Origin of the sequence: Oryzihumus sp., assembly GCF_036391795.1 — a bacterium.
Taxonomy (GTDB): Bacteria; Actinomycetota; Actinomycetes; order Actinomycetales; family Dermatophilaceae; genus Oryzihumus.
The window spans coordinates 1-26,594 of record NZ_DASVZH010000105.1; the positions used below are offsets into that span (position 1 = coordinate 1).

Annotated in this window: 30 protein-coding genes and 1 tRNA gene; 9 read left to right on the forward strand and 22 right to left on the reverse strand. The window is 72.1% G+C overall.

The features are described from left to right. The coding region (locus VF825_RS06105; protein WP_331111215.1) for an RNA polymerase sigma factor at positions 1-858 on the forward strand (858 nt) is incomplete at its 5' end. A 59-nt stretch (positions 859-917) separates the two neighbouring features. Here VF825_RS06105 and VF825_RS06110 read toward each other — a convergent pair. From VF825_RS06110 to VF825_RS06120, 3 genes are read right to left on the reverse strand one after another with little or no spacing between them, the layout of a single operon-like run. Next, complete coding sequence (locus VF825_RS06110; RefSeq protein ID WP_331111217.1) at positions 918-1,190, reverse strand: hypothetical protein; 273 nt, start codon at positions 1,188-1,190, stop codon at positions 918-920. After that, positions 1,187-1,882 (reverse strand): sigma-70 family RNA polymerase sigma factor, encoded by a 696-nt coding sequence (locus tag VF825_RS06115; protein ID WP_331111219.1) that lies wholly within the window; start codon positions 1,880-1,882, stop codon positions 1,187-1,189. The genes VF825_RS06110 and VF825_RS06115 overlap by 4 nt, the downstream gene beginning before the upstream one ends. Further along, a complete protein-coding gene (locus VF825_RS06120) occupies positions 1,879-2,121 on the reverse strand; it encodes a hypothetical protein (RefSeq protein ID WP_331111221.1) in 243 nt (80 codons plus the stop codon). Before VF825_RS06120 ends, VF825_RS06115 begins: the two co-directional genes overlap by 4 nt. A 169-nt stretch (positions 2,122-2,290) precedes the next feature. Between VF825_RS06120 and VF825_RS06125 the strand changes: the two genes are divergently transcribed. Then, the gene (locus VF825_RS06125) at positions 2,291-2,752 is read left to right on the forward strand and encodes a hypothetical protein (RefSeq protein ID WP_331111223.1); all 462 of its coding nucleotides are present in this window, start codon (positions 2,291-2,293) and stop codon (positions 2,750-2,752) included. Between the two features lie 30 nt (positions 2,753-2,782). Here the strand turns inward: VF825_RS06125 and VF825_RS06130 are convergent, their stop codons facing one another. From VF825_RS06130 to VF825_RS06150, 5 genes are all read right to left on the reverse strand, one after another. Continuing rightward, positions 2,783-3,178 carry an ATP-binding protein gene (locus VF825_RS06130; RefSeq protein WP_331111225.1) on the reverse strand — a complete coding sequence of 132 codons (396 nt, stop codon included), beginning with the start codon at positions 3,176-3,178 and terminating at the stop codon, positions 2,783-2,785. Positions 3,179-3,307: 129 nt separating this feature from the next. After that, positions 3,308-3,826 (reverse strand): DinB family protein, encoded by a 519-nt coding sequence (locus tag VF825_RS06135; protein ID WP_331111226.1) that lies wholly within the window; start codon positions 3,824-3,826, stop codon positions 3,308-3,310. Positions 3,827-3,934: 108 nt separating this feature from the next. Then, on the reverse strand, positions 3,935-4,912 hold the full coding sequence (gene corA, locus VF825_RS06140; protein WP_331111228.1) for a magnesium/cobalt transporter CorA: 978 nt from the start codon (positions 4,910-4,912) through the stop codon (positions 3,935-3,937). A 184-nt stretch (positions 4,913-5,096) separates the two neighbouring features. Then, a complete protein-coding gene (locus VF825_RS06145; RefSeq protein WP_331111230.1) occupies positions 5,097-5,630 on the reverse strand; it encodes a nuclear transport factor 2 family protein in 534 nt (177 codons plus the stop codon). Positions 5,631-5,993: 363 nt separating this feature from the next. Then, positions 5,994-6,072 (reverse strand) — tRNA-Gln (locus tag VF825_RS06150). 165 nt (positions 6,073-6,237) lie between these two features. On the opposite strand from VF825_RS06150, the gene VF825_RS06155 reads away from it, so the two are divergent. Next, positions 6,238-7,212 (forward strand): acyl-CoA desaturase, encoded by a 975-nt coding sequence (locus VF825_RS06155; RefSeq protein ID WP_331111232.1) that lies wholly within the window; start codon positions 6,238-6,240, stop codon positions 7,210-7,212. 23 nt (positions 7,213-7,235) lie between these two features. Here the strand turns inward: VF825_RS06155 and VF825_RS06160 are convergent, their stop codons facing one another. Next, positions 7,236-8,039 carry a peptidoglycan recognition family protein gene (locus VF825_RS06160; protein WP_331111235.1) on the reverse strand — a complete coding sequence of 268 codons (804 nt, stop codon included), beginning with the start codon at positions 8,037-8,039 and terminating at the stop codon, positions 7,236-7,238. A 155-nt stretch (positions 8,040-8,194) separates the two neighbouring features. Between VF825_RS06160 and VF825_RS06165 the strand changes: the two genes are divergently transcribed. Continuing rightward, on the forward strand, positions 8,195-8,797 hold the full coding sequence (locus tag VF825_RS06165; RefSeq protein WP_331111273.1) for a TetR/AcrR family transcriptional regulator: 603 nt from the start codon (positions 8,195-8,197) through the stop codon (positions 8,795-8,797). 25 nt (positions 8,798-8,822) lie between these two features. Here the strand turns inward: VF825_RS06165 and VF825_RS06170 are convergent, their stop codons facing one another. The 3 genes from VF825_RS06170 to VF825_RS06180 are packed head-to-tail and all read right to left on the reverse strand — an operon-like array spanning position 8,823 to position 10,698. Beyond that, positions 8,823-9,458, reverse strand: a complete 636-nt coding sequence (locus tag VF825_RS06170) for a phosphoribosyltransferase (protein WP_331111237.1) — start codon at positions 9,456-9,458, stop codon at positions 8,823-8,825. 46 nt (positions 9,459-9,504) lie between these two features. Further along, on the reverse strand, positions 9,505-9,867 hold the full coding sequence (locus tag VF825_RS06175; RefSeq protein ID WP_331111239.1) for a VOC family protein: 363 nt from the start codon (positions 9,865-9,867) through the stop codon (positions 9,505-9,507). Between the two features lie 21 nt (positions 9,868-9,888). Then, a complete protein-coding gene (locus VF825_RS06180) occupies positions 9,889-10,698 on the reverse strand; it encodes a methyltransferase domain-containing protein (protein ID WP_331111241.1) in 810 nt (269 codons plus the stop codon). 75 nt (positions 10,699-10,773) lie between these two features. Between VF825_RS06180 and VF825_RS06185 the strand changes: the two genes are divergently transcribed. Continuing rightward, positions 10,774-11,274, forward strand: coding sequence for a MarR family winged helix-turn-helix transcriptional regulator (locus VF825_RS06185; protein ID WP_141787104.1), 501 nt, complete (start codon positions 10,774-10,776; stop codon positions 11,272-11,274). A 4-nt stretch (positions 11,275-11,278) separates the two neighbouring features. Here VF825_RS06185 and VF825_RS06190 read toward each other — a convergent pair whose 3' ends face one another. Next, positions 11,279-12,007 (reverse strand): hypothetical protein, encoded by a 729-nt coding sequence (locus tag VF825_RS06190; protein WP_331111245.1) that lies wholly within the window; start codon positions 12,005-12,007, stop codon positions 11,279-11,281. A gap of 206 nt (positions 12,008-12,213) precedes the next feature. On the opposite strand from VF825_RS06190, the gene VF825_RS06195 reads away from it, so the two are divergent. Next, complete coding sequence (locus VF825_RS06195; RefSeq protein WP_331111247.1) at positions 12,214-12,810, forward strand: PadR family transcriptional regulator; 597 nt, start codon at positions 12,214-12,216, stop codon at positions 12,808-12,810. On the opposite strand, the gene VF825_RS06200 is transcribed toward VF825_RS06195, so the two are convergent. The 6 genes from VF825_RS06200 to metG form a co-directional block, all read right to left on the reverse strand. Beyond that, positions 12,807-14,639, reverse strand: a complete 1,833-nt coding sequence (locus VF825_RS06200; protein ID WP_331111249.1) for an ABC-F family ATP-binding cassette domain-containing protein — start codon at positions 14,637-14,639, stop codon at positions 12,807-12,809. The two genes, VF825_RS06195 and VF825_RS06200, sit on opposite strands and share 4 nt — an antisense overlap. Before the next feature lie 2 nt (positions 14,640-14,641). After that, positions 14,642-15,586: a 4-(cytidine 5'-diphospho)-2-C-methyl-D-erythritol kinase gene (locus VF825_RS06205; protein WP_331111251.1), complete on the reverse strand. Its 945-nt coding sequence runs from the start codon at positions 15,584-15,586 to the stop codon at positions 14,642-14,644. After that, positions 15,583-16,470, reverse strand: a complete 888-nt coding sequence (gene rsmA / locus VF825_RS06210) for a 16S rRNA (adenine(1518)-N(6)/adenine(1519)-N(6))-dimethyltransferase RsmA (protein WP_331111253.1) — start codon at positions 16,468-16,470, stop codon at positions 15,583-15,585. The genes VF825_RS06205 and rsmA overlap by 4 nt, the downstream gene beginning before the upstream one ends. A gap of 170 nt (positions 16,471-16,640) precedes the next feature. Then, positions 16,641-17,657: a ubiquitin-like domain-containing protein gene (locus tag VF825_RS06215; protein ID WP_331111255.1), complete on the reverse strand. Its 1,017-nt coding sequence runs from the start codon at positions 17,655-17,657 to the stop codon at positions 16,641-16,643. A gap of 358 nt (positions 17,658-18,015) precedes the next feature. Further along, positions 18,016-18,852 carry a TatD family hydrolase gene (locus tag VF825_RS06220; RefSeq protein ID WP_331111257.1) on the reverse strand — a complete coding sequence of 279 codons (837 nt, stop codon included), beginning with the start codon at positions 18,850-18,852 and terminating at the stop codon, positions 18,016-18,018. Beyond that, on the reverse strand, positions 18,849-20,669 hold the full coding sequence (metG, locus tag VF825_RS06225) for a methionine--tRNA ligase (protein WP_331111259.1): 1,821 nt from the start codon (positions 20,667-20,669) through the stop codon (positions 18,849-18,851). The genes VF825_RS06220 and metG overlap by 4 nt, the downstream gene beginning before the upstream one ends. An 81-nt stretch (positions 20,670-20,750) precedes the next feature. Here metG and VF825_RS06230 point away from each other — a divergent pair, with 81 nt between their 5' ends. Beyond that, the gene (locus VF825_RS06230) at positions 20,751-21,209 is read left to right on the forward strand and encodes an SRPBCC family protein (RefSeq protein WP_331111261.1); all 459 of its coding nucleotides are present in this window, start codon (positions 20,751-20,753) and stop codon (positions 21,207-21,209) included. 33 nt (positions 21,210-21,242) lie between these two features. Here VF825_RS06230 and rsmI read toward each other — a convergent pair whose 3' ends face one another. Continuing rightward, a complete protein-coding gene (gene rsmI / locus VF825_RS06235; RefSeq protein ID WP_331111263.1) occupies positions 21,243-22,103 on the reverse strand; it encodes a 16S rRNA (cytidine(1402)-2'-O)-methyltransferase in 861 nt (286 codons plus the stop codon). 96 nt (positions 22,104-22,199) lie between these two features. On the opposite strand from rsmI, the gene VF825_RS06240 reads away from it, so the two are divergent. Both VF825_RS06240 and VF825_RS06245 read left to right on the forward strand, forming a co-directional pair. Further along, positions 22,200-23,300, forward strand: a complete 1,101-nt coding sequence (locus VF825_RS06240) for a DUF2332 family protein (RefSeq protein WP_331111265.1) — start codon at positions 22,200-22,202, stop codon at positions 23,298-23,300. 106 nt (positions 23,301-23,406) lie between these two features. Further along, the gene (locus VF825_RS06245) at positions 23,407-24,978 is read left to right on the forward strand and encodes a dolichyl-phosphate-mannose--protein mannosyltransferase (protein ID WP_331111267.1); all 1,572 of its coding nucleotides are present in this window, start codon (positions 23,407-23,409) and stop codon (positions 24,976-24,978) included. 97 nt (positions 24,979-25,075) lie between these two features. Here VF825_RS06245 and VF825_RS06250 read toward each other — a convergent pair whose 3' ends face one another. Continuing rightward, a complete protein-coding gene (locus VF825_RS06250; RefSeq protein ID WP_331111269.1) occupies positions 25,076-25,504 on the reverse strand; it encodes a nuclear transport factor 2 family protein in 429 nt (142 codons plus the stop codon). Positions 25,505-25,733: 229 nt separating this feature from the next. Continuing rightward, positions 25,734-26,594: HNH endonuclease signature motif containing protein (locus VF825_RS06255; RefSeq protein ID WP_331111271.1), on the reverse strand; the 861-nt coding region annotated here is incomplete at its 5' end.

The following is a 26,594-nucleotide window of genomic DNA, read 5'->3' on the forward strand; positions in this document are numbered from 1 at the left end:
CTGACCCTGAGGCTGGTGTGCGGCATCCCCACCGCCGACATCGCCCGGGCGCTCCTCGTGTCCGAGACCACCATGAGCGCCCGGCTGACCCGGGCCAAGAGGAAGATCTCGACCGCGCGTATCCCCTTCCGCGTGCCGACCCACGCCGAGCTCCCCGACCGGCTGCGCGGGGTGCTCGGGGTGATCCACCTCGTGTTCACGATCGGCCACACCGCCCCGTCGGGCGCCTCCCTGCTGCGCACGGACCTCGAGGACCAGGCGGTGCACCTGGCCCGCATGCTGCGCGAGCTGATGCCGGACGAGCGTGAGGTCCGCGGCCTGCTGGCCCTGCTGCTCGTCACCGACGCCCGACGCAGCAGCCGGGTCGACGACCAGGGACGTCTGGTGCGGCTGGCCGAGCAGGACCGGTCACGGTGGGACCGGGACCTGATCGCCGAGGCCCATGACCTGGTCGTCGCCGGACTTCGCGCCGGGCCGGCCGGCCGCTACGTCCTCCAGGTCGCCATCGCCTCGCTGCATGCCGAGGCGGCCACCTTCGACGAGACCGACTGGCCACAGATCCTCCAGCTGTACGACCGGCTCCTGTCGGTGTGGCCGTCACCGGTCGTGGCCGTGAACCGCGCCGTCGCGGTGGCCGAGGTCTGGGGACCTAGGCGGGCCCTCACCGAGGTCGAGGCCCTGGAACGCACTGGTGCGCTGGAGTCCTACCAGTACCTCCACGCCATCAAGGCCGACCTGCTGCACCGTCTGGGGCGCACGGAGGAGGCGGCCGCGGCATACCGGCGGGCGCTCGAGCTGACGAGGAACGACACCGAGCGGGCCTTCCTGGCCGAGCGCGCGGGCGTGGCCGGCGCCTGAGGCCGTCGCCGGAGGCCGTCCCACCGAAGGCCGTCGCCGGAGCCGCAGCCGCCGCCGGTCTAGCCCTGAAGTCGGGCCATCGCCGGACCCGGGTCGACCCCGTCCTCCTGCGCCACGAGCTCCAGCAGGGACTCTGCCTCCTCGGCACACGCCGCGCAGCCACGCAGGTGCACCTCCATGCGTGGCACGTCGACCTCGCCCTGGCCGTGCAGCAGCGCCTCGACGTACTGGTCCATGAGCCGGAAGCAGTCCTCGCAGGAGAGCCACGGCTCGGTGGGCAGGATGAGGGAGCTGACCTGCTCCGCGGTCAGGCGCCTCAGGTCTCTGGTCATGATCCACCCGCTGATGTCGTCGGTGCCGGCATGTGTCCCGTCGCGACCAGGTGGGCCCTGAGCCGGGCGCGCACGTCGTGGAGCGCCTTGTACAGCGCCCCGCGGGTGGTACCCAACCGGTCGGCGAGCACGTCGATCGGCACCTGGTCGACCAGCAGGGCGAGCGCGATCCTGCGCTGGTACGGCGTCAGGGCCTGCTGGATCGCCCTGGCCACCGCCTGACCGAGGTCGGCGGCCTCGGCCTGCTGCTCCGGCCCGGGGCCGGCATCCCGCCACATGTCCGTGTCCTCCAGCGCCACCTCCCGGGTTGCCCACGCGTGCCGCCGGACCTCCGTGGCCGCCTGGAGGATGGCGAACTTGTACGCCCATGTGGTGAAGCGGCTGCGTCCTTCGAACGTGTCGAGCTTGGCGAGCAGCGCGGTCAGCGCCTCGTCGGCGGCACCGTTGGCGAGCTCGTCGCAGGTCCGGGCATCGGCACGGGGCAGCATCGCCCGCATCCGCCACACCTGGTGTCGCGCCGCCCGGACCATCAGCTCGTGCAGGCGCCGGAGCGCCTCGTCCTGCTCGGGCCCGGGCAGCGCCAGCGCCCCCACCCAGTCGGTCGCGTCCTGACCGCGCTCCCCGGGTCGCACGGCCTGCGGCTGCAGGCCCTGGGGTCGCACGTCCTCGCGGCTGCGTCGGGCCAGCGTCACGGTCGCACCTCGGAGCCGTACGGCAGCAGGATCCTGGCGGCGAGCGGGGGCGGACACCCTCGGTCGACGAGCTGGAGCACCTCGTGCAGGTCGACCCCGGGGGTGCCCGCCAGGGTCGTGGCGAGGTCCTGGGGGAAGCCGGCGTCGAGCAGCCGGCAGCGGCGCCAGGTGGTGACGTCTCCGGGCGGTCCCTGGCGCAGACACGCCGTGGGAGTCCCGGTCGGGTGGGTCGTGGTCATACCTGGTTTGCCGCCAGCGACGGTGCCGCTCTTACCCCAGGAACGACGGCGCCCCGCGGCGACCGGCCGCGAGGTAAGGAACGGGTCCCGCCGCGACGCACACACCATGACCAGCCTCTCCGCGGCCAGTGTCGCGGGTGGGTTCGAACCAGCACAAGGAGACGCTTCCATGACCCACACCGAGCACGTCCCGACCGGCACCTCCGGAAGCACCGCAACCACCCGCCGCTGGGCGAGCGACCCGGCATACCAGGCCTTCGTCATCCTGCGCAGCGCGTTCACCGTCGCGCCCATCCTCTTCGGGGCCGACAAGTTCTTCCACGTGATGGTGAACTGGGACCGCTACCTGTCCCCCGCGATCGCCGGGCTCTCGCCGTTCAGCGTGCACCGGACCATGTTCGTCGTCGGGGTGGTCGAGATCGTGGCCGGCATCGTCGTCGCTGTCATCCCGCGCGTCGGGGCACCGATCGTCAGCCTGTGGCTGCTGGGCATCATCGTCAACCTGCTGCTCATCCCCGGGTACTTCGACGTGGCACTGCGCGACTTCGGGCTGCTGCTCGCCTCGGTGGCCCTCTGGCGGCTGGCGACGGCGTACTCCTCGCACCGGGCCGAGCCGGCTCGAGTCGGCTGAGAGCGGACCGACATGGGAGGTCGTCCTCGATCAGGCGGCCGGGGTGATCACAGCCCAGACGGTCTTGCCGTCCATGCCGTTGAGCATGGCTCCCCACTCGGTGGACAGCCCGGCGACCAGAGGCAGCCCCCGGCCAGACGGCCCGTGGAGGTCCTTCGCCCGCCGCGGCAGGCGCGTTGACCCGTCCGTGACGCTAAGGCGCAGCGTCTGCCGCCCCGTGCACGAGAGCCGGACGGTGAACTCGGTGCGGGCGTGGAGGATGGCGTTGGTGGCCAGCTCACTGAGGACCACCGCGGCCGCGTCGCCGACCCCCTCCAGGCTCCACAGGTCGAGCGCCTCCCGCAGGAACTTCCGGGTGAGTGAGACGGAGATCGGCTCCGGCGGCCACGCTCGTTCGAGGGACCGTGGTGACGTGTCGATGGTCATGGTGCAGCGCCGTGGGTAGGTTCTGCGTCGGCCCCGTCCGTGAGCCACCGCGGCGCGGCGGCCGTTCCCTGACGGGACTCTGACTGTCTTCGACACTACGCCCGTTGGCCCAGAGCGGTCAGGACTGTCTCAGCGGGGGCCCTTGCCTGTGGCACCGTCGAGGAGCTCTCGCGCGGCATCGAGGTGGCCGGCGTGCCGCGCGGTCTCCTCGATCAGGTGCAGGGCCACCCAGCGAAGGTCGGTGATGGGCTCGCCCGGCCAGTCGAGCCCGTGCTCGGCAGCCGGCGCAGCGTCGAGGTCGAGCGAGTGCAGGACCTCGTTGGAGATCTGGCACTGACGCCGGTAGTGCTCGATCACCGCAGCGCTGGAGTGCGCAGTCGTGAAGGCCGCTTCGGGGTCGTATGGCGGGTCGTCGAGGCCGTCGTCCCAGCTCACCTGGGGTTGGGTCCCGCGGGCGACGCGCTGGAACCACATGGCCTCTGCGCCGGCCAGGTGCAGGACCAGCCCGATGGGCGTCCAGCCCGACGGAAGCACGGGTGTGTGCAACTGGGACTCGTCCAGACCCTCGAGGATGGCCAGCACGGCGGCGCGCTGCTGGTCGAGGAAGTACTGCAGCCGATCTCGCTCGCTGATCGCCGGTTCGCTCACGATGCGACTCTAGGCGCCACGTCGTGCCGGGCTCACGCGATCTTCGGGGACACGCCCCGGGGGTGGGCAGCACGGCCGGATGACCCGCGACCGCCCCACCAGGCGGCACTACAGCCAGCCGGCCCGGCGGAACACGCGGTAGAGCCCGTAGACGGCGGCTGCCATCACGGCGAGGACGATGAAGTAGCTGTAGCGCCAGTGCAGCTCGGGCATGTTGTCGAAGTTCATCCCGTAGATGCCGGCGATCATGGTGGGCACCGCGGCCATCGCGACGTAGGCCGAGATGCGGCGCATGTCGTCGTTCTGCTGCACGGAGATCTGCGTCAGGTGCGCGCTGAGGATGTCCGTGAGCAGCCTGTCGTAGGACTCGGCGTGGTCGATGACGCGCAGCAGGTGGTCCGAGATGTCCCGGAAGAAGGGGCGGGCCACGCCCTGCATCCCCGGGATCGTCGGGTCCTCGGTCAGGCGACGGAGCGGCTCCTCCAGGGGCACGGTGGCCCGCTTGAACTCGAGGACCTCGCGCTTGAGCGAGTACACGCCCTCCGCGCTCACATCGCGGACCTGGCCGGAGAACACCTCACGCTCGATGGCGTCGAGGTCCTCGGCCACCTCCTTGTCGATCGCGGTGTAGGTGTCCACGACGGAGTCCATCACCGAGTACAGGACGGCGATGGGGCCGTGCTCGAGCTGGTCCGGGGCCAGCTCGAGCCGGTGGCGGACCTCGGACAGGGGGTTCGCCTCGCCGCGACGCACCGTCACCACGAAGTGGTCCCCGACGAAGATCATCACCTCGCCGGTCTCGATGTCCGAGGTCCTCTCGACGTAGCGCAGCGTCTTCATCACCACGAAGAGGCTGGACTCGTAGACCTCGACCTTGGGGCGTTGCTGGCCCTTGACGGCGTCCTCGACCGCCAACGGGTGGAGGTGCAGCTCATCCTCGACGAGCGCGAACTCCGCGAGCGTGGGGTCCTTCAGCCCGATCCAGATGAAGCCCTGGCCGCGGCGGCGCAGGCCCTCGAGCTCCTCGCTCAGGTCACCACAGCGCAATCGGAGACCGCCCCGATACACGGCCTGATCCACGATCACGCCATCAGTGCACCACCCTTCGGGCGGCGGCGCACCTGTCCCGGGTGTCGCTGACCTGCGGCTTTATGCTCCCCGGGTAGTAATCGAACCTACGTCGCTTGTCCTGATTCAAAGATCGAGGGAATGTTTTCTGACGAGCACGAAGCGGCTGTGGTCTTGCCCTCCGTCGTCTTCGAAAGCGCGCTCAGGTTTGTTGCTCCGGTGACTGTTCTTGTGCTGGCGGCAGATCGCCGTGGCGATGCACGATGCGCCACTGGCCGTTCTCCCGCCGGTAGATGTGCGTGACGCGCAGGGTGTATGTGCGAGGGGCGCCGACCACGATTCCTGTGCTGTGCTCGTAGCCGACTGTGTAGGCCAGGTCCCCGCTCACGCCGGCGGCTACCACTTCAAAGGCATAATCCGTGCAGTCTGAGAACCAGCTCGCCACCGTACGGAACGATGGCTCCACGCCGTCGAAACCAACGGCGGTCATATCGGCGCCGAACAGCGTGATCGGCTCCTGTCGCGACCACAACGCCAGCCGCGGCTCCAAATTGCCGTCATGGATGGCGCGTTCGGCGGCTTCTTGAACCGGGATCACGTCGGCGAGAAACGCGTCGAGTTCGTTCACCATGACAGCCTCCAGATGCAGCCCTGGCATCGAGCTGGAAAGGATGATCCTCGGCCTTGTCGATGCAGCGCAAGGCGCGTCGTCGAGCACGACGTAGCGGCCATGCATGCCAGTGGACGCGCTGTGGTCGCCAACGATCGATCAGCGGCAAGTCCGGACGTCCTCTCGTCACGAGTGGCGGGCCCGGGCGGGCAGCTCCATCCGGCGCTCCGAACGCTCGCCAACCCGCCAGCCGCTCGGTACCCCGTGCACGTCGTGGCCGCACGTCTGGGCCACGTCGACCCCGCAATCACGCTGCGTGTCTATGCCCACGTGTTGCGGGATCAGGCAAGTGCCGTGGCCCAGATCTTCGCCTCGACGGTCGAGTTCCCCGGCCCGGAGGACACCACGTGTTGGCACTGGCGTTAGCCCCGGCCCCCGGAGCACGGAGAAGCCGCAGGTAGCGATGGTTCGCTGACCTGCGGCATTGTGCTCCCCGGGTAGGAATCGAACCTACGTCGCTTGTCCTGATTCAAAGTCAGGCGGGCCCTGCCAGCAGACCAACCGGGGAACGTCCCCGAAGAGGACGCGCTCAGGGTAGCGGCCACCCGGCATACCGGAGGAATCCGCACGAGCCGCCCGGGCCAGACCCTCCGCGGCCACCGTGAGGGCTGGCCAACCTACGGAAACGTAGGTTACGTTGGCGTAAGTTGTTCTCGACGGAAGGCCCCGTGACATGACCACGTTCGCCCCCGAGCCCACGCGGCTCACGGACCCGCCCGCCGCCCCACACACCCCAGACGCCCCGAGCACCCCACCGTTCGAACGCAAGGGCACCGGCGAGCAGATCGCCCTGGGCTTCTTCATCGTCGTGCCGTTCCTGGCCCTGCTGGCTGCCGTCCCCCTCGCCTGGGGCTGGGGCCTGGGCTGGCGGGACCTGGTCCTCGCGTTCGTGATGTACGCCATCGCCGGCCACGGCATCACCGTCGGCTTCCACCGCTACTTCACGCACGGCTCATTCAAGGCCAAGCGCTGGCTGCGGGTGACCCTGGCCATCGCCGGGTCGCTGGCCATCGAGGGCCCGGTCATCCGCTGGGTCGCCGACCACCGTCGCCACCACGCGTTCTCCGACCGCGAGGGCGACCCGCACTCCCCGTGGCGCTACGGCGAGACGGTCCCCGCGCTCATCAAGGGCCTGTGGTGGGCCCACACCGGGTGGCTGTTCGACACCGAGCAGACCCCGCGCAGCAAGTACGCCCCCGACCTCATGGCCGACAAGGACATGCAGCGCGTCGAGCGTGCGTTCCCCGCGCTGGTCGTCGTCTCGATGCTGCTGCCGGCGCTCCTCGGCGGCCTGCTGTCGATGTCCTGGCAGGGCGCGGTCACGGCGTTCTTCTGGGCCTCCCTGGTCCGTGTCGGCCTGCTGCACCACGTGACCTGGTCGATCAACTCCATCTGCCACGCCATCGGCGAGCGTCCCTTCGTCTCGCGCGACAAGTCCGGCAACGTGTGGTGGCTGGCCCTGCTGTCCATGGGCGAGTCGTGGCACAACCTGCACCACGCCGACCCGACCTGCGCCCGCCACGGCGTCGAGAAGGGCCAGATCGACTCCAGCGCCCGCATCATCTGGCTGTTCGAGAAGACCGGCCAGGCGTGGGACGTGCGCTGGCCCAAGCAGTCCCGGCTCGACGCGCGCCGCGTCGCGGCGTGACCCCGGCGACGCCGGCTCGGCGGCTACAGCGCCGCGAGCCGGCGGCGCACCTCCATGACGTCCACGGCCTGCCAGTCGGAGTGGTCGTTGTGCCACCCGCGCAGGTCGCGGAACGCCGGGTCGTCGTTGGCCATGGCGTGGCCGATGACCCGCGAGGTCGGGATGCCCCACTGCGCCTGCAGCTGGTGCACGAGGCGCAGCACCGAGCTGATCTGCGCGTGCCGGGCGAGGATCTGCTGGTCGGCCCAGTGCGCGCTGTTGCCCGAGGTCGACTGCACCATCTCGATGCCGATCGCCTTGTCGTTCAAGCCGATCGTGTGCCGGCACAGGATCGTGACCGGCACGATCGCGTAGACCGTGCCGTCCTGGTCGACGATGTAGTGCGCGCAGACGCCCGGCAGCTCACCGGTGTTGGGCACGTCCTGGGCGAAGGTGTTGCGCGCCGAGGACATCGTGGTCGTCTCGGTGAAGTGCAGCACGACCATCGAGGGCCGCAGGTGCCAGCTGGCCACGCCGTAGTGCCGCTTCGCGTAGCTCGCGGTCTCCGCCTTCCGCTGCGCGGAGAACGGGATGTATGCCGCGACGACCGGCACGCGCGCGGCCGCGCCACTGGTGCGGGCCGGGGTCGTCGTGGCGCGCGCTGACGCGGGCCGGGCTGACGGCCGGGTCGTGCTCGGCCGCGGTGACGCCGGGGCCGTCGCGGTGGCCGGCGCGGCGGCCGACCTCGCGCTGGTCACGGGTGTCGCGGAGGGCACACCGCTGGTCGCGGACTGCCGCGGACCGCACCCGCCGAGCACCGCGGAACCACCCACCAGGGCCAGCGCCACGCCGGCGCCCGTGAGACTGCGAAGGAGCCGAGCACGTGACGTCACAACGTGACACGGTAGCCCGCGCCGCAGCCGCCGGTCGCGCCGGAAGGCATGATGGGCCGGTGACCTCACCCCGGGAGAAGGCCGAGACCCCTGCCGCCGCACGTTCGCGGATGACCGGCAAGCAGCGCCGTGAGCAGCTGATCGAGATCGGCCGGAAGCTGTTTGCCGACAAGGGGTTCGAGGGGACCACGGTGGAGGAGATCGCCGCCAAGGCGGGGGTGTCCAAGCCGGTCGTCTACGAGCACTTCGGGGGCAAGGAAGGGCTCTATGCGGTCGTCGTGGACCGCGAGATCCGCACCCTGCTCGACGGCATCACCGGCGCCCTGACCACCAGGGGGAGCTCCCGGGCCCTGCTCGAGCAGGCTGCCCTGGCGCTGCTGGACTACATCGAGGGCTCGACCGACGGCTTCCGCATCCTCGTGCGCGACTCCCCCACCGGGCAGTCGACCGGCTCCTTCGCCAGCCTCATCAGCGACGTGGCCTCGCAGGTCGAGCACATCCTCGCCGCCGAGTTCAAGCGCCAGAAGCTCGACCCCAAGACCGCTCCGATCTACGCCCAGATGCTCGTCGGCATGGTCGCGCTCACCGGCCAGTGGTGGCTGGACTCGCGCAAGTTCAAGAAGGCCGACGTGGCCGCGCACCTGGTCAACCTCGCGTGGAACGGCCTGGCCGGGCTCGAGGCCAAGCCGTCGCTGCGCGAGGCGAAGGACTGACCCCGACCGGGTCGACGGGCCGACCTCACCCGGGCCGGGAGGCCACCAGCAGGTCGCGCGCCTCGGCGGTGCTCACCTGCCCGAAGCGGCGGTACCACTCCCCGACGCTGTGCAGCCGGGCCGGTTCCTCCAGGACGACCAGCTCGTCGTAGTCGTGCTCCAGCAGCGGCACGACCTCCGGGGAGGCGACGGGCACGGCCAGGAGCACGTGCCCTGCGCCGCGATGCCGCAGCACCGCGGCGGCCGCGCGGGCCGTCGCCCCGGTGGCCACGCCGTCGTCCACGACGACCACCGTGCGTCCCTTCACGTCGAGGGGCGGGGTGTCCCCGCGCAGCTCGGCGGTGACCTGCTCGACCTGCTCGCCGGCAGCCGCCACCAAGCGCCGGATCTGCTCCGGGCTCAGCCCGCTGGCCTCGACCACGCGCTGGGTGAACGCGACCGCGCCACCCTCTCCCACGGCGGCCAGCGCCAGCTCGGGCTGCCAGGGCACACCGACCTTGCGCACCACGAGCACGTCGAGCGGGGCACCGAGCGCGGCAGCGACCTCGGCCGCCACCGGCACCCCGCCCCGGGGCAGGCCCAGCACGACGACGTCGCCGCCGTGCCGCTTGGCCAGCTCCACGGCCAGCCGCTTCCCCGCGTCCCGTCGGTCCGTGAACACGCTGCCAGTCTGGCCCGGCCACGGGCCGTCGTGCCCGGGCCGAAGGTCAGGCCTGCTGGAACTCCAGCCGGTTGCCCACCGGGTCGTCGGTGTGGAACCGGCGCACACCCGGCAGGTTGTCGTCCCAGCGCACCTCGGCCCCGGCCGCCGCCACCCGCTCGGCGAGGGCGTCGACGTCGGTCACCGCGATGCCCGGGTGCGCCTTGCGGGCCGGGGCGAAGGGCACCTCGACGCCACAGTGGATCTCGCAGGTCCCGGCCCGGAACCACGCGCCACCGCGGGCGGCGAGCGCCGCCGGCTTGGCGAGCTCCTGCATGCCGAGCACGTCGACGTAGAAGCCGCGCAGCCTGTCCTCCGACCCCGCGGGGCACGACACCTGGACGTGGTGCAGTCCGGCGATGAAGCTCATGGCCTTGTCCTCCAAGGGTTTTCAGGCCCGGGTCCGGGCGACGGCGAAGATGCGGCGGAACGGGAAGAGGGTGCCGAAGTCCTGGCGGGGGTACGCCTCGCGCAGCCGGTCGGCATACGCGCGCAGGAAGTCTGTCCGCTCCTGGGCACCGGTCAGCACCGCGAGCACCGGCCGCAGCGCGGTGCCCTTGGTCCACTCCAGCACCGGGCAGTCCTGCTCCCCTGCCGGGTCGAGCACCTGCTGGTAGGTGGTCTCCCAGACGTCCACCGCGGCACCCAGCCCGGCCAGCAGGGCGGTGTATGCCGCCGGCTCGGCCACGGGGGCCTCGTGCCGCAGCGTGGCCAGCAGCTCGGTGCTGCGCGGCGACGCGGCGGCGGTCTCGCGCAGGAGGCGGTGGGAGGGCGCCTCGAAGTTGCCGGGCACCTGCATGGCGAACCACCCGCCGGGGGCCAGGGCCGCGACCCAGCCGGGGATGAGGTCGAGGTGGCCGGGCACCCACTGGAGTGTGGCGTTGGTGACGAGCAGGTCGATACCCGTCGGCGGCGCCCAGCCCGCGACGTCGGCCTCGACCCATTCCACCCGGCCCTCGGGGTCGGCGGCCCGCGCCTGCTCCAGCATGTGCGGGGAGGAGTCGACGCCGACCACCCGCGCGTCCGGCCAGCGCCGCGCCAGGCCGAGGGTCAGCCCCCCGGAGCCGCAGCCGAGGTCGACCACCAGGCGGGGGTCCTGCACCCGGACGCGGGCCATGAGGTCGGCGAACGGGCGGCTGCGGTGGTCCTCGAACACGGCGTACTGGGCCGGGTCCCACGTCAGCGGCCGGGCTGCTCCCATGGCTCTCCTCCAGCACTCTCCTTGCCATCAAGTCTCTTGATATCAAGATACTTGATGGCCGCTAGACTTTCCAGCATGTCCGCCACCCCCGCCGACGAGGTCGACCGGATCGTCGACGCGTGGGCGCGCGAGCGGCCGGACCTCGACGTCTCGCCGCTGCACGTGCTCTCCCGCGTCTCCCGCCTGGCCCGGCACCTCGACCTCGCCCGCGGCTCCGCCTTCGCCGAGCACCACCTCGAGGGCTGGGAGTTCGACGTGCTCTCGGCGCTGCGCCGCGCCGGCGAGCCCTACCAGCTCTCCCCCGGGTCGCTGGTGCAGCAGACGCTGGTCACCAGCGGCACGATGACCAACCGGGTCGACCGGCTCGAGCGGCGCGGCCTGGTCCGTCGCAGCCCCGACCCCTCGGACCGGCGCGGCGTCATCGTGGCGCTGACCCCCGCGGGGCGCACCGTCGTCGACGCCGCCATGGCCGACCTGCTCCAGCGCGAGCGCGAGCTGCTCGCCGAGCTGCCGCAGGGTGAGCGCGACGACCTCGCCGGCTTCCTGCGTCGGCTGCTCGCCCCGTTCGAGCGCTGAGCGCTCAGGCCGTGCCGTAGCGGCCCAGGACCCAGTCGCGGACCACTCCGGCGACGGCGGAGAAGCCGTCCCCGAGGAAGGGCCCGGCCGCGAGAGTCGCCCACCCGTGGCCGGCCGCCACCCCGAGGAACCGCTTGTGCCGCGCCGGCGCCGCAGCCACCAGCGCCCGCAACCGGCCGGCGTCGGTGTCGGGGTCGTTGTCCGCGGCCACCACCAGGGTCGGCAGCGTCAGGTGCGGGAACGCCGTCGCTGTGTCCATCCCGAGGAACTCCACCGGGCCGGAGAGGTCGACCACGGCGTCGGCGCGCACGCGCTGCGCCGTCACGGTCACCGCCGTGCCGCCCATCGAGGCACCCACGAGCGTCACCCGACGCGCGCCGTGCGCCCGCGCCCAGGCCACCGCCATCGCCACCTGCGCCGGGATGTCGCCGGCGAAGTCCGAGCCCAGGTCACACCGCGAGTCCCCGTGGCCACACAGGTCCAGCAGCACCGACCGCACGCCCTGCCCACCCAGCCACACGGCATACGGCCAGAAGCCGCACAGGCCCTGCCGGCCGGTCTCGTGCACGAACACCGCAACCGTGGGTCCGGTGCCGACGACGGCCCCCGTGAGGATGTTGCCGGCGGAGCCGCCGATCCGCACCGGCGTGGCCGCCGCGTCGGGCAGGCCGCACCGGGCGACCACGGCATTGGCCGGGCGAGCCGAGGTCGCCGCGGACGAGGTCGTGGTCACGGTCGCCGGGCTGCCGCTCGTCGCCGTCACGGTCGTCGAGGCGACGGGCGTTCCGGCCGCCGCGCCCCCGGGTGACGGCGCCGCACAGGCACCCACGGCCAGGGAGGTGAGCACCGCCACCGCCACTGCCGCTCCTCCACGTCGCCGACGCACCGCTCCGCCGCTCGCCATATGTCGGACCTTACATATGCCTTACGGTCACGTCCATGACCGCGTCGACGTCATCCCTGGGCTACGCGCTGCTGGGGCTCCTGGCCCGCTCGGCCGCGACCGGCTACGACCTGACCCGGCGCATGCACCGGCCCGTGGGGTGGTTCTGGACGGCCGCGCACAGCCAGGTCTACCCGGAGCTGGCCAAGCTGGAGTCCGGGGGCCTGGTCGAGCACGAGGTGGTCGAGGGTGCCGGCCCGCGGCCGACCAAGCGCTACCGGCTCACCCGCACGGGTCGGGCCCGCCTGCGCGACTGGGTGGCCGAGCCCGCCGCGCGGGCGCCGGAGCGCGACCCGCTGATGCTCAAGGTCTACTCCCTGTGGCTCCTGGACCGGCCGCAGGCGGTGGCCCTGGTCGAGGCCACCCGCACCGACCACGCCGCACGGTTGGAGGTGTATGCCGCGCAGGAGCGCGAGATGCACAGCCGCCCTGAGGCGCTGGCGGACCCGCGGACCCGCGAGTTCGCCGCGTGGGCGACGCTGCGCGCCGGCATCAGCTTCGAGCAGCACCGCCTCGACTGGTGCGACTGGCTGCTCGCCGCGCTGCACGACCCGGCCGTCCCCCCACCCGCCGGCCGCGGCGCCCGGGGCTAGCCGGCGACCTCGGCGGCAGCGAGCCAGGCCATCTCGAGCGCCTCGCGCTCGTCGACCATCTCGCGCAGCTTCGCGTTGAGCTCCAGCACCGCCTGGTGGTCGGTCGCCTTCGCGGCCATGTCGGCGTGGATCCGCTCCTCGCGCTCGGCCAGGCGGGTCAGCTGCTTCTCCACCCGCGCCATCTCCTTGCGGGCCTCGCGCACCTCGGCCGCCGAGGGCCCGGCCACGGGCGCACTCCCCGGCGCGCCCCCCGAGGCCGGCGCCGGCACGGTCGCACCCGAGGTGCTGACACTGGCGGCCGCCACGGCGGCGTGCCGCAGTGCGAGGTACTCCTCGACGCCGCCGGGCAGGTCGCGGACCTTGCCGTCGCCGAGCAGCGCGACCTGCCGGTCGCACATGCGCTCGAGCAGGTAGCGGTCGTGGGAGACGACGAGGAGGGTGCCGGCCCAGCCGTCGAGCACGTCCTCCAGCGACGTGAGCGTCTCGATGTCCAGATCGTTGGTCGGCTCGTCCAGCAGCAGCACGTTGGGCTCGGCCATCATCAGCCGCAGCAGCTGCAGCCGGCGCCGCTCGCCACCGGACAGGTCGCTCACGCGGGTGCGCTGGCGGCTGCCGGTGAAGCCCAGGCGGGTGGCCAGCTGGCTGGCGCTGACCTCCTTGTCCCCGAGCGTGGTGAACGCCTTGACGTCCTCGATCGCCTCGATCACCCGCCAGTCGGCGAACCGCTCGAGCTCGCGCACCTCCTGGGTCAGGAACGCCAGCGACACCGTCTTGCCGACCGTGCGGGTGCCGGCGGCCAGCGGCACGTCACCGCTGACGGCCCGCAGCAGGGTCGACTTGCCGGCGCCGTTGACGCCGACGATGCCCACCCGCTCGCCGGGCGCAAGACGCCAGGTGACCGTGTCGAGCAGCACCCGGTCGTCCACCGCCACGGTCGCGTCGACCAGGTCGATGACGTCCTTGCCCAGCCGGGTGGTCGCGAACCGCATCAGCGACACGTCGTCGCGCGGGGGCGGCTCGTCGGCGATCAGCGCCGAGGCCGCGTCGATCCGGAACTTGGGCTTGCTCGTGCGCGCGGGCGCCCCGCGGCGCAGCCAGGCGAGCTCCTTGCGCAGCAGGTTGGCGCGCCGGTCCGCGGTCACGGCGGCGACGCGCTCGCGCTCCGCCTTGGCCAGCACGTAGGCCGCGTAGCCACCCTCGTAGGAGTGGACCTGCCCCTCGGCGACCTCCCACGTGGTCGTGGCGACCGCGTCGAGGAACCACCGGTCGTGGGTGACCGCGACGACGGCGGTCCCGGGTCGGGTGCGCCGGGTGGCCAGGTGCTGGGCCAGCCAGGCAACCCCCTCGACGTCGAGGTGGTTGGTCGGCTCGTCCAGCAGCAGCAGGTCGGGGTCGGCGACGAGCAGCGCGGCGAGGGCGAGGCGGCGGCGCTCCCCACCGGAGAGCGGGCCGACGGTGGCCTCAAGCCCGCCCACGTCGCGGGCGTCGACCCCGCCGAGCAGGCCGTCGAGCACGTCGCGGATCCGCGGGTCCCCCGCCCACACGTGCTCGGGCCGGTCGCCGAGCACCGCCTGGCGGATGGTCGCGTCCGGGTCGAGCGTGTCGACCTGGCTGAGCATGCCGACGGTGAGGTCGCCGGTGCGGGTGACCCGGCCCTCGTCGACGCCCTGGATGCCGGCGAGCACCTTGAGCAGCGTGGACTTGCCGCCGCCGTTGCGGCCCACGACGCCGATGCGGTTGCCGCCGTTGACGCCCAGGGAGACGACGTCGAGGACGAGGGTGGTGCCGAGCGCCAGGGACGCGCGCTCGACGGAGACGAGGTTCGCCACGGTCAGTCGACCCGCGTCACGCTCGGGCCGGGCACGACCTGGGCACCGTGCACCGGGCCGGTGGCGCGCTTGACCCCGGCGGCGAGGCCGGAGGCGGCCAGCGCGACGGCCAGGTCGAGGGCGACCTCGGCGTCGGGCACGACGAAGGCCACCGTGGGTCCGGACCCGGACACCAGGCCACCCAGGGCGCCGCACTCCGAACCGAGCTCGAGCACCTCGCGCAGCTGGGGCTGCAGTGACAGGGCGGCGGGCTGCAGGTCGTTGACCAGCGCCTTGCCCAGCGCCGCAGCGTCGCCCGAGCGCAGGGCGGTCATCATCGCCGCCGTGGGCTTCGGCGGCGGGACGTCGCGACCCTCCCGGAGCCGGTCGCACTCGGCATACACCGTGGGGGTGGACAGGCCGGTGTCGCTGAAGGCGAAGACCCACTGGTAGGAGCCACGGGCCAGGACGGGGGCGAGCTGCTCGCCGCGACCGGAGCCGACCGCCGTCCCGCCGGCGAGGGCGAACGGCACGTCGCTGCCGATCTCGCCGGCCAGCTGCTCGAGGGCGTGCCGCGGCGTGCCCAGGCCCCACAGCGCGTCACACGCCAGCAGGGCGCCGGCCGCGTCGGCCGAGCCCCCGGCCATGCCCCCGGCGACGGGGATCTCCTTGTGGATCGCGATGCTGACCGGCTCCTCGATGCCGGCGGCAGCGGCCAGCCGGCGCGCGGCGCGCAGCGCGAGGTTGTCCTCGGTGTCGGGCACGAGGTGCGCCTCGGAGCCGGCGACCGTCACGGACCAGTCGTCGGCGGGGCGCACGGTGACGTCGTCGTACAGGCTGACCGCCTGGTAGACGGTCGCGAGGTCGTGGTACCCGTCGGCGCGCCGGGGCCCGACGATGAGCTCCAGGTTGACCTTGGCGGGCACCCGGACCGTGACCGAGCGGGAGGGCGGCACGGCGAGACTCATGAGGGACACCCTAGGGCGAGGCGGGCGGAGGCGATCCGGGCGAAGGCATCGATGTCGAGCTGCTCGCCGCGGGTGCGCGGGTCGATCCCGGCGGCGACCAGCACCTCCTCGGCCCGCGGGGCGGACCCGGCCCAACCGGCCAGCGCGGCGCGCAGCGTCTTGCGCCGCTGGGCGAACGCCGCGTCGATGCAGGCGAAGACGTCCTCCCGGCTGGCGTCGGTCACCGGTGGGTCGCGGCGCACCAGCGAGACCAGGCCGGAGTCGACGTTGGGCACCGGCCAGAAGACGCTGCGACCGACGGTCCCGGCCAGCCGGACGTCGGCGTACCAGGCGGCCTTGAGGCTGGGCACGCCATAGACCTTGCTGCCCGGCGTCGCGGCGAGCCGCTCGGCGACCTCGAGCTGGACCATGACCAGCACGCGACGGATCGTCGGGAAGTGCTGGAGGAAGCCCAGCACCACCGGCACGGAGATGTTGTAGGGCAGGTTGGCCACCAGCGCCGTGGGCTGCGGGTCGGGCAGCTCGCGCACGGTGAGCGCGTCGGCGTGCACCAGCGAGAGCCGGTCGGCCTGCTGCGGCGCCAGCGCCGCGACGGTCTGCGGCAGCGCAGCGGCCAGGGTCGGGTCGACCTCGACGGCCACGACCCGGGAGACCTCCGGCAGCAGGGCCAGGGTCAGCGAGCCCAGGCCCGGACCGACCTCGACGACGACGTCCTCGGGCCCGACGCCCGCGACGCGGACGATGCGGCGCACCGTGTTGGCGTCGACGACGAAGTTCTGCCCCCACTGCTTCGTCGGCCGGACATCGAGCCGCGCCGCGATCTCGCGGATCTGCGCGGCCCCGAGCAGCCCGGCGACGGTGCCGTGCCCGTCGTTGTCAGCCATGCCCCGCAGCCTAGGGGGCACAGCACTGTGGCCCCGAACCGGTGAGGTCCGGGGCCACAGCCACTGCGGGTATGCCGTGCACAGGCACGCGGGTGCGCGCGAGTCTCGCGCGGCGCGAGGTGCGGCGCTGAGGGAAGCCCCCGAAGGGATGTCCCTCACAGGGGTGCTCCTCAGAGGTACTTGCCGCAGACCGGCCACTGGCCGGCACCCGAGCGGTTGTACAGGATCTGCGCCCGCTGCGTCTGCTCCGCCGCAGAGGCGTCGATCGGGCTGCCGGAGCCGCCCACGGACTGCCACGTGCTCTGGTCGAACTGGTACAGGCCGTAGTAGGTGCCGGACGGGTCGACCGCGCGGGGGTTGCCGCCCGACTCGCACTGGGCGAGGGCGGACCAGTTCAGCCCACCAGAGGACGGGATGGGCCCGGGCGAGGCGCTAGGGGCCTTGGTGCCGACCGCGATGACCGTGGCCACCGGCTGCGAGACCACCGTGACGGACTTGGCGACACGACTGGTCAGCTTGCCGTTGACGAAGGTCTGCGCGTAGGTGACCCGCTTCGAGCCCGCCTTGCCGGCCGTGACCGTCTTGGTCGTGCCCTGGGCCAGCGAGGAGTCCGAGCGCTTGGTGACCGGCGCCGCGATGGGCTCGGTGACCGTGACCGTCTTCTGCATGAGCCGGTCGACCGTGATGGTCGCACCCTGCGCGATCGGGGTGCCCAGCCCGGGCTTGACCTTGTCGATCGGGCCGACCGGGATCTTGAGCTCGGCCAGCGCGTCACGCACGGTGGCGCCGGTGGTGGTCGCAGTCCGGGTGTGGCCGTCGACCTTGATCGTCACGTCCTTGGGCGTTCCGATCGTGACGGACAGGCCCTGACGGCCGAGGGGCATGTCACGCGAGACGCTCAGCTTGGCGCCGTCCGCGCGGATGCCGAGCTGCTGCAGGGCCGAGGCAACCGTGGTCGCGGTCGTCCAGTAGCTCTTCTGCTTGCCGTCGAGGGTGACGGACAGGACGCGGCCGTAGCGAACCGCAATCTTCTCGCCGTCGTGGAGGGGGGAGTTCAGGGAGGGGGCGACCGTGTCGTGGGGGCCGAGCGTGATGTGCTGCTTGGCCAGCAGGTCTCCCACGTTGTCGCCGAAGGTGTGGACCGAGGACGTCTTGCCGTCCACCGAGAGGGCAACTGCCTTGTCCAAGCTCGTAAAGCCGACTGCGGCGGCAACGGCTGTAACGGCGACAGCGGCCTGGGCGATGCGCCGAACCGGGAATGTAGTCACGATGCTCCAGAGCTAGGGCTCCCCGGGCACGGACTCGACGGCTCGCATCACGTCGGCTGGGGCCCCTCACGGAAGCGTGACCCGCTGTCAGGCAGGTCGGTCCAGTCACGAACAGGAGGCTCGCGGCACCGCCACGCGCCCCCGGATGCGCGCCGACCGAGGGTGTTCCGATCCCGGCCAACAGCCACCCACCATGCCGACGCGGCAGGCAAAGGTCAACTGGAGGTAAATGACAGGTATGTGGTTCGCCAACCCTGGATGACTGGTCACCGGATGGTCACCAGGGGCCGTAGACACGCTCCGAGGTGGCCGTGATCGCGGTGCACAGCGACGGCACGTCGACGTTGAGCACCCCCGCCATCGCGCGGACGGTGAGGGGCACGAGGTAGGAGGCGTTGGAGGCCCCGCGGTGGGGCGCCGGGGTGAGGTAGGGGGCGTCGGTCTCGACCAGCAGCTGGTCCAGCGGGGTCACCGCCAGGGCGTCCCGCAGGCCCGCCGCGTTCTTGAACGTCACGGTGCCGGAGAAGCTCAGGACGTAGCCCCGTTCGACGCACTCGCGGGCCATGGCGATGTCGCCGGAGAAGCAGTGCAGGACGGTGTTGTCCGGGGACCCCTCCTCCTCGAGGATGCGCAGCACGTCGTCGTGGGCGTCACGGTCGTGGATCTGCAGCGCCTTGCCCGTGCGCTTGGCCAGGTCGATGTGCCACCGGAACGAATCCTGTTGGACCCCAACGCCTTCGGGGCCCGTGCGGAAGTAGTCCAGCCCGGTCTCCCCGACCACCCGCACGCGCGGGTGCGCGGCCAGCTGCTCGATCTCGGCGTACGCGTCCGCCAGCTCGCCGCGGGCCTGGAGCCGGGGCGCCTCGTTGGGGTGCAGGGCCACGCCACCCAGCAGCGCGGGAAACCGGTCGATGACGTCGACGGTGAACCGCGCGCCGGGCAGGTCGCAGCCGATCTGGACCATCCGCGGCACCCCGACCGCGGCCGCCTCGTCGATCGCCTGCTGCAGGTCGGGAGGCGCCTCGCCGTCGCGGCCGATGTCGAGGTGGGTGTGGTTGTCGACGACCGGGATCGGCAGCGGGGCCGGCGCCGGCGGACGGTCCCCGTGGCTCACTCGTCGGCCTCGTCGCCGCCCAGTCGCTTCAGCTCCTCGTCGACGACGGAGGGGTCGAGCTTGGTGAAGATCGGTGTGGGTTTGTTCACAGATGCACCCACGTCCACGGGCCGAGATGCCCATCCCGGAGTGTGGGAGTACTCGCCGGTGATCACCGGATAGGGGTGCCCGTCGTCGAGGTCGGTCACCTCGTCGATCCGCGGCATCGGCATGAACTCGCCCGTGCCGCCGAAGGTCGCGTGGACGGCGTTGGCCGAGTGCGGCAGGAACGGGGACAGGATCGTGTTGCAGTCGAGCACCGCCTGCGCCGTGACGTGCAGGATCGTGCCGAGCCGCTCGCGCTCGTCCTCGCCCTTGAGCTTGAACGGCGCCTGGTCGGTGACGTACTTGTTCACCTCGCCGACCACGCGCATCGCCTCGGCGATGGCCTGGCGCAGCCGGTGCTGGCCGATGAGGTCGCCGACGGTGTCGAAGCCCTCGCGCACGGTGGCCAGCAGCTTCTCGTCATCGTCGGTCAGCTCGCCGGCCGGCGGGATCTTCCCGAAGCTCTTGGCGATCATCGACGCGGTCCGGTTGACGAGGTTGCCCCAGCCCGCGACCAGCTCGCCGTTGGTGCGCGTGACGAACTCGCGCCAGCTGAAGTCGCTGTCCTGGCTCTCCGGCGCCGCGGCACACAGGAAGTAGCGCAGCGCGTCCGGCTGGTAGCGCGAGAGGACGTCGCGCACGTAGATGACGTGGCCGCGCGAGGAGGAGAACTGCTTGCTCTCCATTGTGAGGAACTCCGAGGAGACGACCTCGGTGGGCAGGTTCAGCACGCCGTACGCCCCCGGCTCGCCGCCGTGGTCGCCGCGGCCGGCGTAGGCCAGCAGCTCGGCCGGCCAGATCTGGGAGTGGAAGGTGATGTTGTCCTTGCCCATGAAGTAATACGACAGAGCGGGCTCGGACCCTGCGCCTTCAGACCACCACTCGCGCCAGCGCTCGGGCTCGCCGAGCCGGCGGGCCCACTCGACGGAGGCGGACAGGTAGCCGATGACCGCGTCGAACCAGACGTAGAGCCGCTTGGTCGGCTGCTCGCGCCAGCCATCCAGCGGCACCGGGATGCCCCAGTCGATGTCGCGGGTCATCGCGCGGGGCTTGATGTCGTCGAGGATGTTGAGGCTGAACCGGATCACGTTGGGGCGCCACGTGCCCGAGGCCTCCCGGCCCTCCAGCCACTCGCGCAGCGCGCCGGCGAGTGCGGGCAGGTCGAGGAAGAAGTGCTGGGTCTCGATGAACTCCGGCACCTCGCCGTTGATCTTCGAGCGGGGGTTGATGAGCTCGGTCGGGTCGAGCTGGTTGCCGCAGTTGTCGCACTGGTCGCCGCGGGCCTCGGCGTAGCCGCAGATCGGGCAGGTGCCCTCGATGTAGCGGTCCGGGAGCGTGCGCCCGGTCGACGGCGAGATCGCGCCCTTGGTGGTGCGCTCGATCATGTAGCCGTTCTTCCAGACCTGGGTGAACAGCTCCTGCGCGACCGCGTAGTGGTTGGCCGTCGTCGTGCGGGTGAACAGGTCGTAGGAGCAGCCGAGGGCGTGCAGGTCCTCGACGATGATGCGGTTGTTGGTGTCCGCGAGCTCACGGGCGGTCACGCCCTCCTTGTCGGCCTGCACGAGGATCGGGGTGCCATGCTCGTCGGTGCCGGAGACCATGAGCACGTCGTGCCCCGCCATCCGCATGTACCGGCTGAACACGTCGGAGGGCACGGCGAACCCGGCCACGTGGCCGAGGTGCCGCGGACCGTTGGCGTACGGCCAGGCGACTGCAGACAGGACCTTGCTCATGCCCCGAATCCTAGGGGTGAGGTGCATCCCCTTTTCCGCTGCGTGGGTGGTGGTTGCCGCCGGAGGTGTCATGATCGCCGGGTGCCCGACCTGCGCGAGACCCTCGACGTCGCTGCCCCCGCGGACTTGGTCTACGACCTCGTCGCCGACCTGCCCCGCATGGGTGACTGGTCCCCGGAGTGCGAGAAGGTCACGTGGCGCGGCGGCGCGACCGAGGCCGCCAAGGGCGCGGAGTTCCTCGGGCACAACCGCGCCGGGTCGGTCCGATGGGTCACCCAGGGCCGCGTCGTCAGCGCCGAGCGCGGCCGCAACCTCGCCTTCGAGATCACCTTCGGTCCGTTGTCGGTGGCGCGCTGGGAGTACTTCATCGTCCCGACGGCAACGGGCTGCACGGTCGTCGAGGAGTGGACCGACCGTCGCCCCAGCTGGTACCGCGTGCCTGCCGACAAGGCCTTCGGCCCGCGACTGAAGTCCAACCGCCGCGGCATCCAGAAGACGCTGGAGAACCTCAAGCGGGCCGCCGAGGGCCTCGCCGCCTGACCCGTCGCCGCCTGACCTGTTGCCGGCGGGACCTCAGCCGCGGCGCGCGGCGACCGCCGCGTCATACAGGGCCTTCTTGGACAGCCCGGTGCTCGTGGCGACGTCGGCCGCGACGTCCTTGAGCCGCTCCCCTGCCGCGACCCGCTCCTGTATGACGCGCAGCGCCTCGTCGGGGTCGCTCACCGCCGCGGGGGCGCCCCCGACGACGATGGTGATCTCACCCCGGACGCCGTCGGCCGCCCACGCTGCCAGCTCGGACAGGCCGCCCCGGCGGACCTCCTCATAGGTCTTGGTCAGCTCGCGGCACACCGCTGCCGGGCGGTCGGCTCCGAACGCCTCGGCCATCGCGGCGAGCGTCGCGTCGAGCCGGTGCGGCGCCTCGAAGAAGATCATCGTGCGCCGCTCGTCCTTGAGCGCCGCCAGGGTCCGGGCGCGCTCACCGGGCTTGCGCGGGGCGAACCCCTCGAAGCAGAACCGGTCGACCGGCAGGCCCGAGACCGCCAGGGCCATGAGCACCGCACTGGGCCCGGGCACGCACGTCACGCGGACGCCGGCGTCGACCGCGGCCGAGACCAGGCGGTAGCCGGGGTCGGACACCGACGGCATGCCGGCGTCGGTGACCACGACGACGCGGGCGCCCTCACGCAGCCGCTCGAGCAGCTCGGGGGTCCGGGAGGACTCGTTGTGCTCGTGGTAGCTGAGCACCGACCCCGTGGGCTCGACCCCCAGCGCGGAGCACAGCCGCTTGAGCCGGCGGGTGTCCTCGGCGGCGACGACGTCGGCGGCGGCGATCTCGCGGGCCAGCCGCGGTGCGGCGTCCTGCGGGTCACCGATCGGGGTGGCGGCCAGGACCAGCACGCCGTGGTCGGAGGCGCGCTCGCCGGGGCTGGTCATCACTGGTCGATCCTCTCAGGTCTGTCCTACAGTCGAGCGACCCGGCAGTGCCGGAGCCGAACGACCGCGCAGGGGGCCGTGAGCAGTGGGGGACACATGAGCAGCACAGATGTCGGGGCTGGGACAGCCCTCGTGCAGAGCTTCCGCGCCGCCGCGGGCGGGCGGCTGTCGGCGAGCCCGGTGATCAGCACGCTGCTGCTGGCGGTCGTCGCCGAGCCCGAGCTGGGGGCGCCGCTCGAGGCGGCCGGCCCGGAGGCCCGCCTGCAGCCGACGCGGCTGTTCACCGCCGTGCACCACCTGCTGCGGACGAGGTTGCCCGAGCACCCGCTGGTCCACTACTACCCGGTGCTGGAGGGGCCGTACCCACCCGACGGCGGACTCGTGGACGCCTTCCGGGACCTCGTCTCCACCCACGGTGCGGAGCTCGGCCGGTTGTGCCGACGGCCGCTGCGGCAGGACGACCCGCAGGTCTGGTCGATCGTGCGCCCGGCGGTGTCCCGCGCGGCCGCCGCCCACCCCGGTCGCCCGGTCGCGCTCGTCGAGCTCGGGGCCACAGCCGGGCTGGGCCTGCTGCTGGACCGCTACCGCTTCGACTACGGCGCGGAGCTGCTCGGCGACGGCCCGGTCCACCTCGGCTGCCGGCTGCTCGGAGAGACTCCCGCGGACCTGCACCATCCGTTCACCGTGGGCAGCCGGGTGGGCCTGGACCCGGACCCGGTCGACGCCCACGAGGTCGACGCGGTCGACTGGCTCCTGTCCGGCGTGTGGCCCGAGGACGTCCTGGCCCTGGACCGGCTCGAGTCGGCGCTGTCCCTGCTGCGCGAGGTCGAGGTCGACCTGCGTGGCGGCACGCTGGCCGACCTGCTGCCGGCGGCCCTGGCCGGCCTCCCCGACGACGAGCTCCCCGTGATCGTCGGCAGCCCGGCTCCGGGCAGGACCCTCGCGACCGACCCGCTGGCGGCCGTGCCGGCCCAGCTGGCTGCCTCCGGTCGCGACCTGGTCTGGGTCATGGCCGAGCCGGCCGACCGGGCACTGCCGCTCGTGACCGCCGACCAGGTCGAGGCGGATGCCGCCGAGCACGTGGTCACGGCGGTCACCTACCGGAACGGGTCGGTCTCCGAGGTGAGCCTCCTCGGTCGGTTCGACGCCCGGCGGACCTGGCTGGACTGGGACCCGACCCCGCTGGCGCCGCGGTGAACCGCATCGCCGGCCACCCGGCATACCGGATGCCGGGGCGCGACACCCGGTGACCACGCCCGTGCTCCTGCCGGCGGCCACAGACCCTCTGCATACGATGACCGCCATGACCCCCACCGAGCAGCTGCGGTCGCGCCTGCTCGGGACCAGGCCGACCGACCGGCTGTGGGGATGGCTCGCGCCGCTCATCGTCGCCGCCGTGGGCGGGTTCCTGCGGTTCTGGAAGCTCGGTGACCCGCACCAGCTGGTCTTCGACGAGACGTACTACGTCAAGCAGGCGTACTCGATGATCCGGCACGGCTTCGAGGAGCGGGTGCCGGACAACATCAAGTACCCCGACGCGATGTTCACCAACGGCACGCCGGACGTCTTCGGCACCACGGCGGACTTCGTCGTGCACCCGCCCGTCGGCAAGTGGGTCATCGCCGTGGGCGAGCAGCTGTTCGGCGTGACGAGCTCGGTCGGCTGGCGGTTCTCGGTCGCGCTGCTGGGCACGCTGTCGATCCTCATGATCGGCCGGGCCGGGCGGCGCCTGTTCGGTTCCACGCTCATGGGGACGATCGCCGCGATCCTGCTCGCCTTCGACGGCCACCACTTCGTGCACTCCCGCACCGGGCTGCTCGACCTCATCGTCATGTTCTGGGCGTTCGCGGGCTTCTGCGCGGTGCTCATCGACCGCGACCGCTCGCGCGAGATCCTCGCCCGGAAGGTGGGGGCGCTGCGCGAGGTCGGACAGGCACCCGGCACCGGAGGGCTGCTCTACGGCCCCTGGCTGGGCTGGCGCCCGTGGCGCTGGGTGGCAGCGGTCTGCCTGGGGCTGTCGGCCGGCACCAAGTGGTCGGGGCTGTTCTTCCTTGCCGTGTTCGGCCTGATGACCGTGCTGTGGGACGTGGGCGCCCGGCGCGCGGCCGGCATCCGGCGCTGGTTCCCGGGGGCCGTCGTGCTCGACGGGGTGTTCGCCGGCGTCGTCATGGTGGGCGTGGCGGTCTCGGTGTACCTCGCCTCGTGGACGGGGTGGTTCCTGTCCAGGGACGGCTACGACCGGCAGTGGGCGGTCACCCATCCCTCGCGCCAGTTCGGGTGGGTGCCCGACGCCCTGCGCTCGCTGTGGCAGTACCACCAGGAGATGTACCGCTTCAACATCACGCTGTCCTCGCCGCACCCGTACAAGACGAACCCCTGGTCGTGGCTGATCCAGGGCCGGCCGACCTCGTTCTTCTACGAGGGACCGAAGAAGGGTCAGGACGGCTGCACCGTCGACCTGTGCAGCAAGGCGATCACCTCGATCGGCACGCCGACGATCTGGTGGGGTGCGGCGGTCGCGATCTTCATCCTGCTGTTCATGTGGGCTCTGCGGCGCGACTGGCGCGCAGGGGCGATCCTCGCCGGGTTCGTCGGCGGCTACCTGCCGTGGTTTAACTACCAGCAGCGCACGATCTACAGCTTCTACGCGATCGCGTTCGTGCCGTGGATCGTCCTGGCCGTCACCTACGTGCTCGGCATGGTGATCGGCCCCGACGTCGCCTCGCGACGGCGCCGCAGGTGGGGGCTCGCGTCGGCCGGCGCGTACGTCGTGCTCACGGTCGCGCTGTTCGCGTTCTTCTACCCCATCTACACCGCACAGGTGATCCCGTACACGCAGTGGTCGTGGCGGATGTGGTTCCCCAGCTGGATCTGAGATCAGGACGACAACAGTTCCACGCGTAGGCGAGGCGCGTGCAATGCGGGCGTCGTCCTGGGTGCAGCGGCAATCGACGCGGGGCTACTACGCGTGGTCACGTTGCGCGTAGTGGGCCGTGTGGGTCGACGCTGGCGATCGGGTCGGCGTGTCGGTGCACGATGCGCCACTCGCCGTTCTCGCGTCTGAACGTCGTCGTCACGCGGAGGATCCACGGCTCTACGTCACGGTGCTCGGCAACCCGCGACTGCCAGTACTCGGTTTCGTGGAGCACGGCGAGGTCTCCCGAGGTGTAGCGAACGATTTCGTCGAAACGCGTGACGTCTCCGTCGTGGAAACGCGAGGACGCAAAATCGAGCCGATCCGAGGCGGCAGCCCAGCCCAGGACCGCCGGACCGAAAGGATTCGCGAGAACGACGTCGTCAGCCCGGGAGAACAGCTCTTTCATGGCGGCGGGATCGCCGCGCGAGAACGGGACGCATGCCTGGTGGTATCGCTCGATGAACTCGTCCAGATTTCCGGCCAATGGGCACCTCCCAGGGGTTCTCGCCGCCAGCATGCACCCCGTCAGACTCACCTGTCAGGGGTGGAGGGCTGGCCGAAGCGTCCCTGCATGTTGCCCACACGGCCTGCTTGCGCGCGGGCACCAGCCGAGCTCGCCGGAGCCGCATCTCAGCCAGTCGCTCGGCACCTCCCGTGCTGCGCTGGCATGCCGCCGGCCCGGCCGTCTTCGGGCCGGGTGCGGGGCGGGGGCCTCAGGTGTGCCAGGTGACCCCGGTCGCGGTGACGGTGGCGGTCCAGCCGCGCTGGTGCACGATCGCGTGGTGCCGCCCGCACAACAGCGCCGCGTTGGACACGTCGGTGGCCCCGCCGTTGGCCCAGTGGGTGACGTGGTGCCCGTCGCACCACCACGGCGGCGCCGAACAGCCCGGGATGGTGCAGCCGCCGTCCCGCAGCCACAGGTACCGCAGCTGGGCCGGGGTGAACAGCCGCCGGCTGCGCCCCAGCTCCAGCACCTCGCCCTGGGTGCCGAGCACGACCGGGATGAGGGCGGCGTCGCAGGCGATCCGGCGCACCGTCTCCGGCGCGAGCAGGGTCCCGGCGCCCGGCGTCGTCCCGGTGCCCAGCACGGTGCCGGACCCGCAGGCGTCCCTGAGGTCCTCGTAGTTCATCGTCACGAAGAGCTGCGCCTTGGTCTGCGCCGGGGCGTCCCCACCCGCCGCGGCCGACCGGCGCAGCACCTGCACCAGGGCGTCACCCCGGCGCTGGTCGCTGCTGCGCAGGTCGGCGACCCCGTCCACCGGGTTCGGCGCCGACAACGGCCCGATCGCCGCCTCCAACACGCTGGCGCCCTCGGGGTCCAGCCGCAGCAGGTACTCCACCATCCCGTCATCACTGCGGCCCGGGGACAGACTCACCCCGTGCCGGAGCCGGTCCTGCCGGACCTGGAACTCGTCCCGGCGGCCGTAGGTGGCGATGATCCGCTCCCGCAACCCCCGGATCTCCTTCGGCCCTGACTCTTCAGCTACGGCGAGGAACCCCGCCCACACCGTGCCCACCGCCTCCCGCGTCAGTCGGGGGCCCAGCCGGGCCAGCTCCGCCAACGCCACCGCCGC

Coding starts and splice junctions, on each gene's coding strand:
- VF825_RS06110 (WP_331111217.1), bottom strand. CDS start 1,190: ATGACCAGAGACCTGAGGCGCCTGACCGCGGAGCAGGTCAGCTCCCTC.
- VF825_RS06120 (WP_331111221.1), bottom strand. CDS start 2,121: ATGACCACGACCCACCCGACCGGGACTCCCACGGCGTGTCTGCGCCAG.
- VF825_RS06125 (WP_331111223.1), top strand. CDS start 2,291: ATGACCCACACCGAGCACGTCCCGACCGGCACCTCCGGAAGCACCGCA.
- VF825_RS06130 (WP_331111225.1), bottom strand. CDS start 3,178: ATGACCATCGACACGTCACCACGGTCCCTCGAACGAGCGTGGCCGCCG.
- VF825_RS06145 (WP_331111230.1), bottom strand. CDS start 5,630: ATGCATGGCCGCTACGTCGTGCTCGACGACGCGCCTTGCGCTGCATCG.
- VF825_RS06155 (WP_331111232.1), top strand. CDS start 6,238: ATGACCACGTTCGCCCCCGAGCCCACGCGGCTCACGGACCCGCCCGCC.
- VF825_RS06165 (WP_331111273.1), top strand. CDS start 8,195: ATGACCGGCAAGCAGCGCCGTGAGCAGCTGATCGAGATCGGCCGGAAG.
- VF825_RS06175 (WP_331111239.1), bottom strand. CDS start 9,867: ATGAGCTTCATCGCCGGACTGCACCACGTCCAGGTGTCGTGCCCCGCG.
- VF825_RS06180 (WP_331111241.1), bottom strand. CDS start 10,698: ATGGGAGCAGCCCGGCCGCTGACGTGGGACCCGGCCCAGTACGCCGTG.
- VF825_RS06185 (WP_141787104.1), top strand. CDS start 10,774: ATGTCCGCCACCCCCGCCGACGAGGTCGACCGGATCGTCGACGCGTGG.
- VF825_RS06195 (WP_331111247.1), top strand. CDS start 12,214: ATGACCGCGTCGACGTCATCCCTGGGCTACGCGCTGCTGGGGCTCCTG.
- VF825_RS06205 (WP_331111251.1), bottom strand. CDS start 15,586: ATGAGTCTCGCCGTGCCGCCCTCCCGCTCGGTCACGGTCCGGGTGCCC.
- rsmA (WP_331111253.1), bottom strand. CDS start 16,470: ATGGCTGACAACGACGGGCACGGCACCGTCGCCGGGCTGCTCGGGGCC.
- metG (WP_331111259.1), bottom strand. CDS start 20,669: ATGAGCAAGGTCCTGTCTGCAGTCGCCTGGCCGTACGCCAACGGTCCG.
- rsmI (WP_331111263.1), bottom strand. CDS start 22,103: ATGACCAGCCCCGGCGAGCGCGCCTCCGACCACGGCGTGCTGGTCCTG.
- VF825_RS06240 (WP_331111265.1), top strand. CDS start 22,200: ATGAGCAGCACAGATGTCGGGGCTGGGACAGCCCTCGTGCAGAGCTTC.
- VF825_RS06245 (WP_331111267.1), top strand. CDS start 23,407: ATGACCCCCACCGAGCAGCTGCGGTCGCGCCTGCTCGGGACCAGGCCG.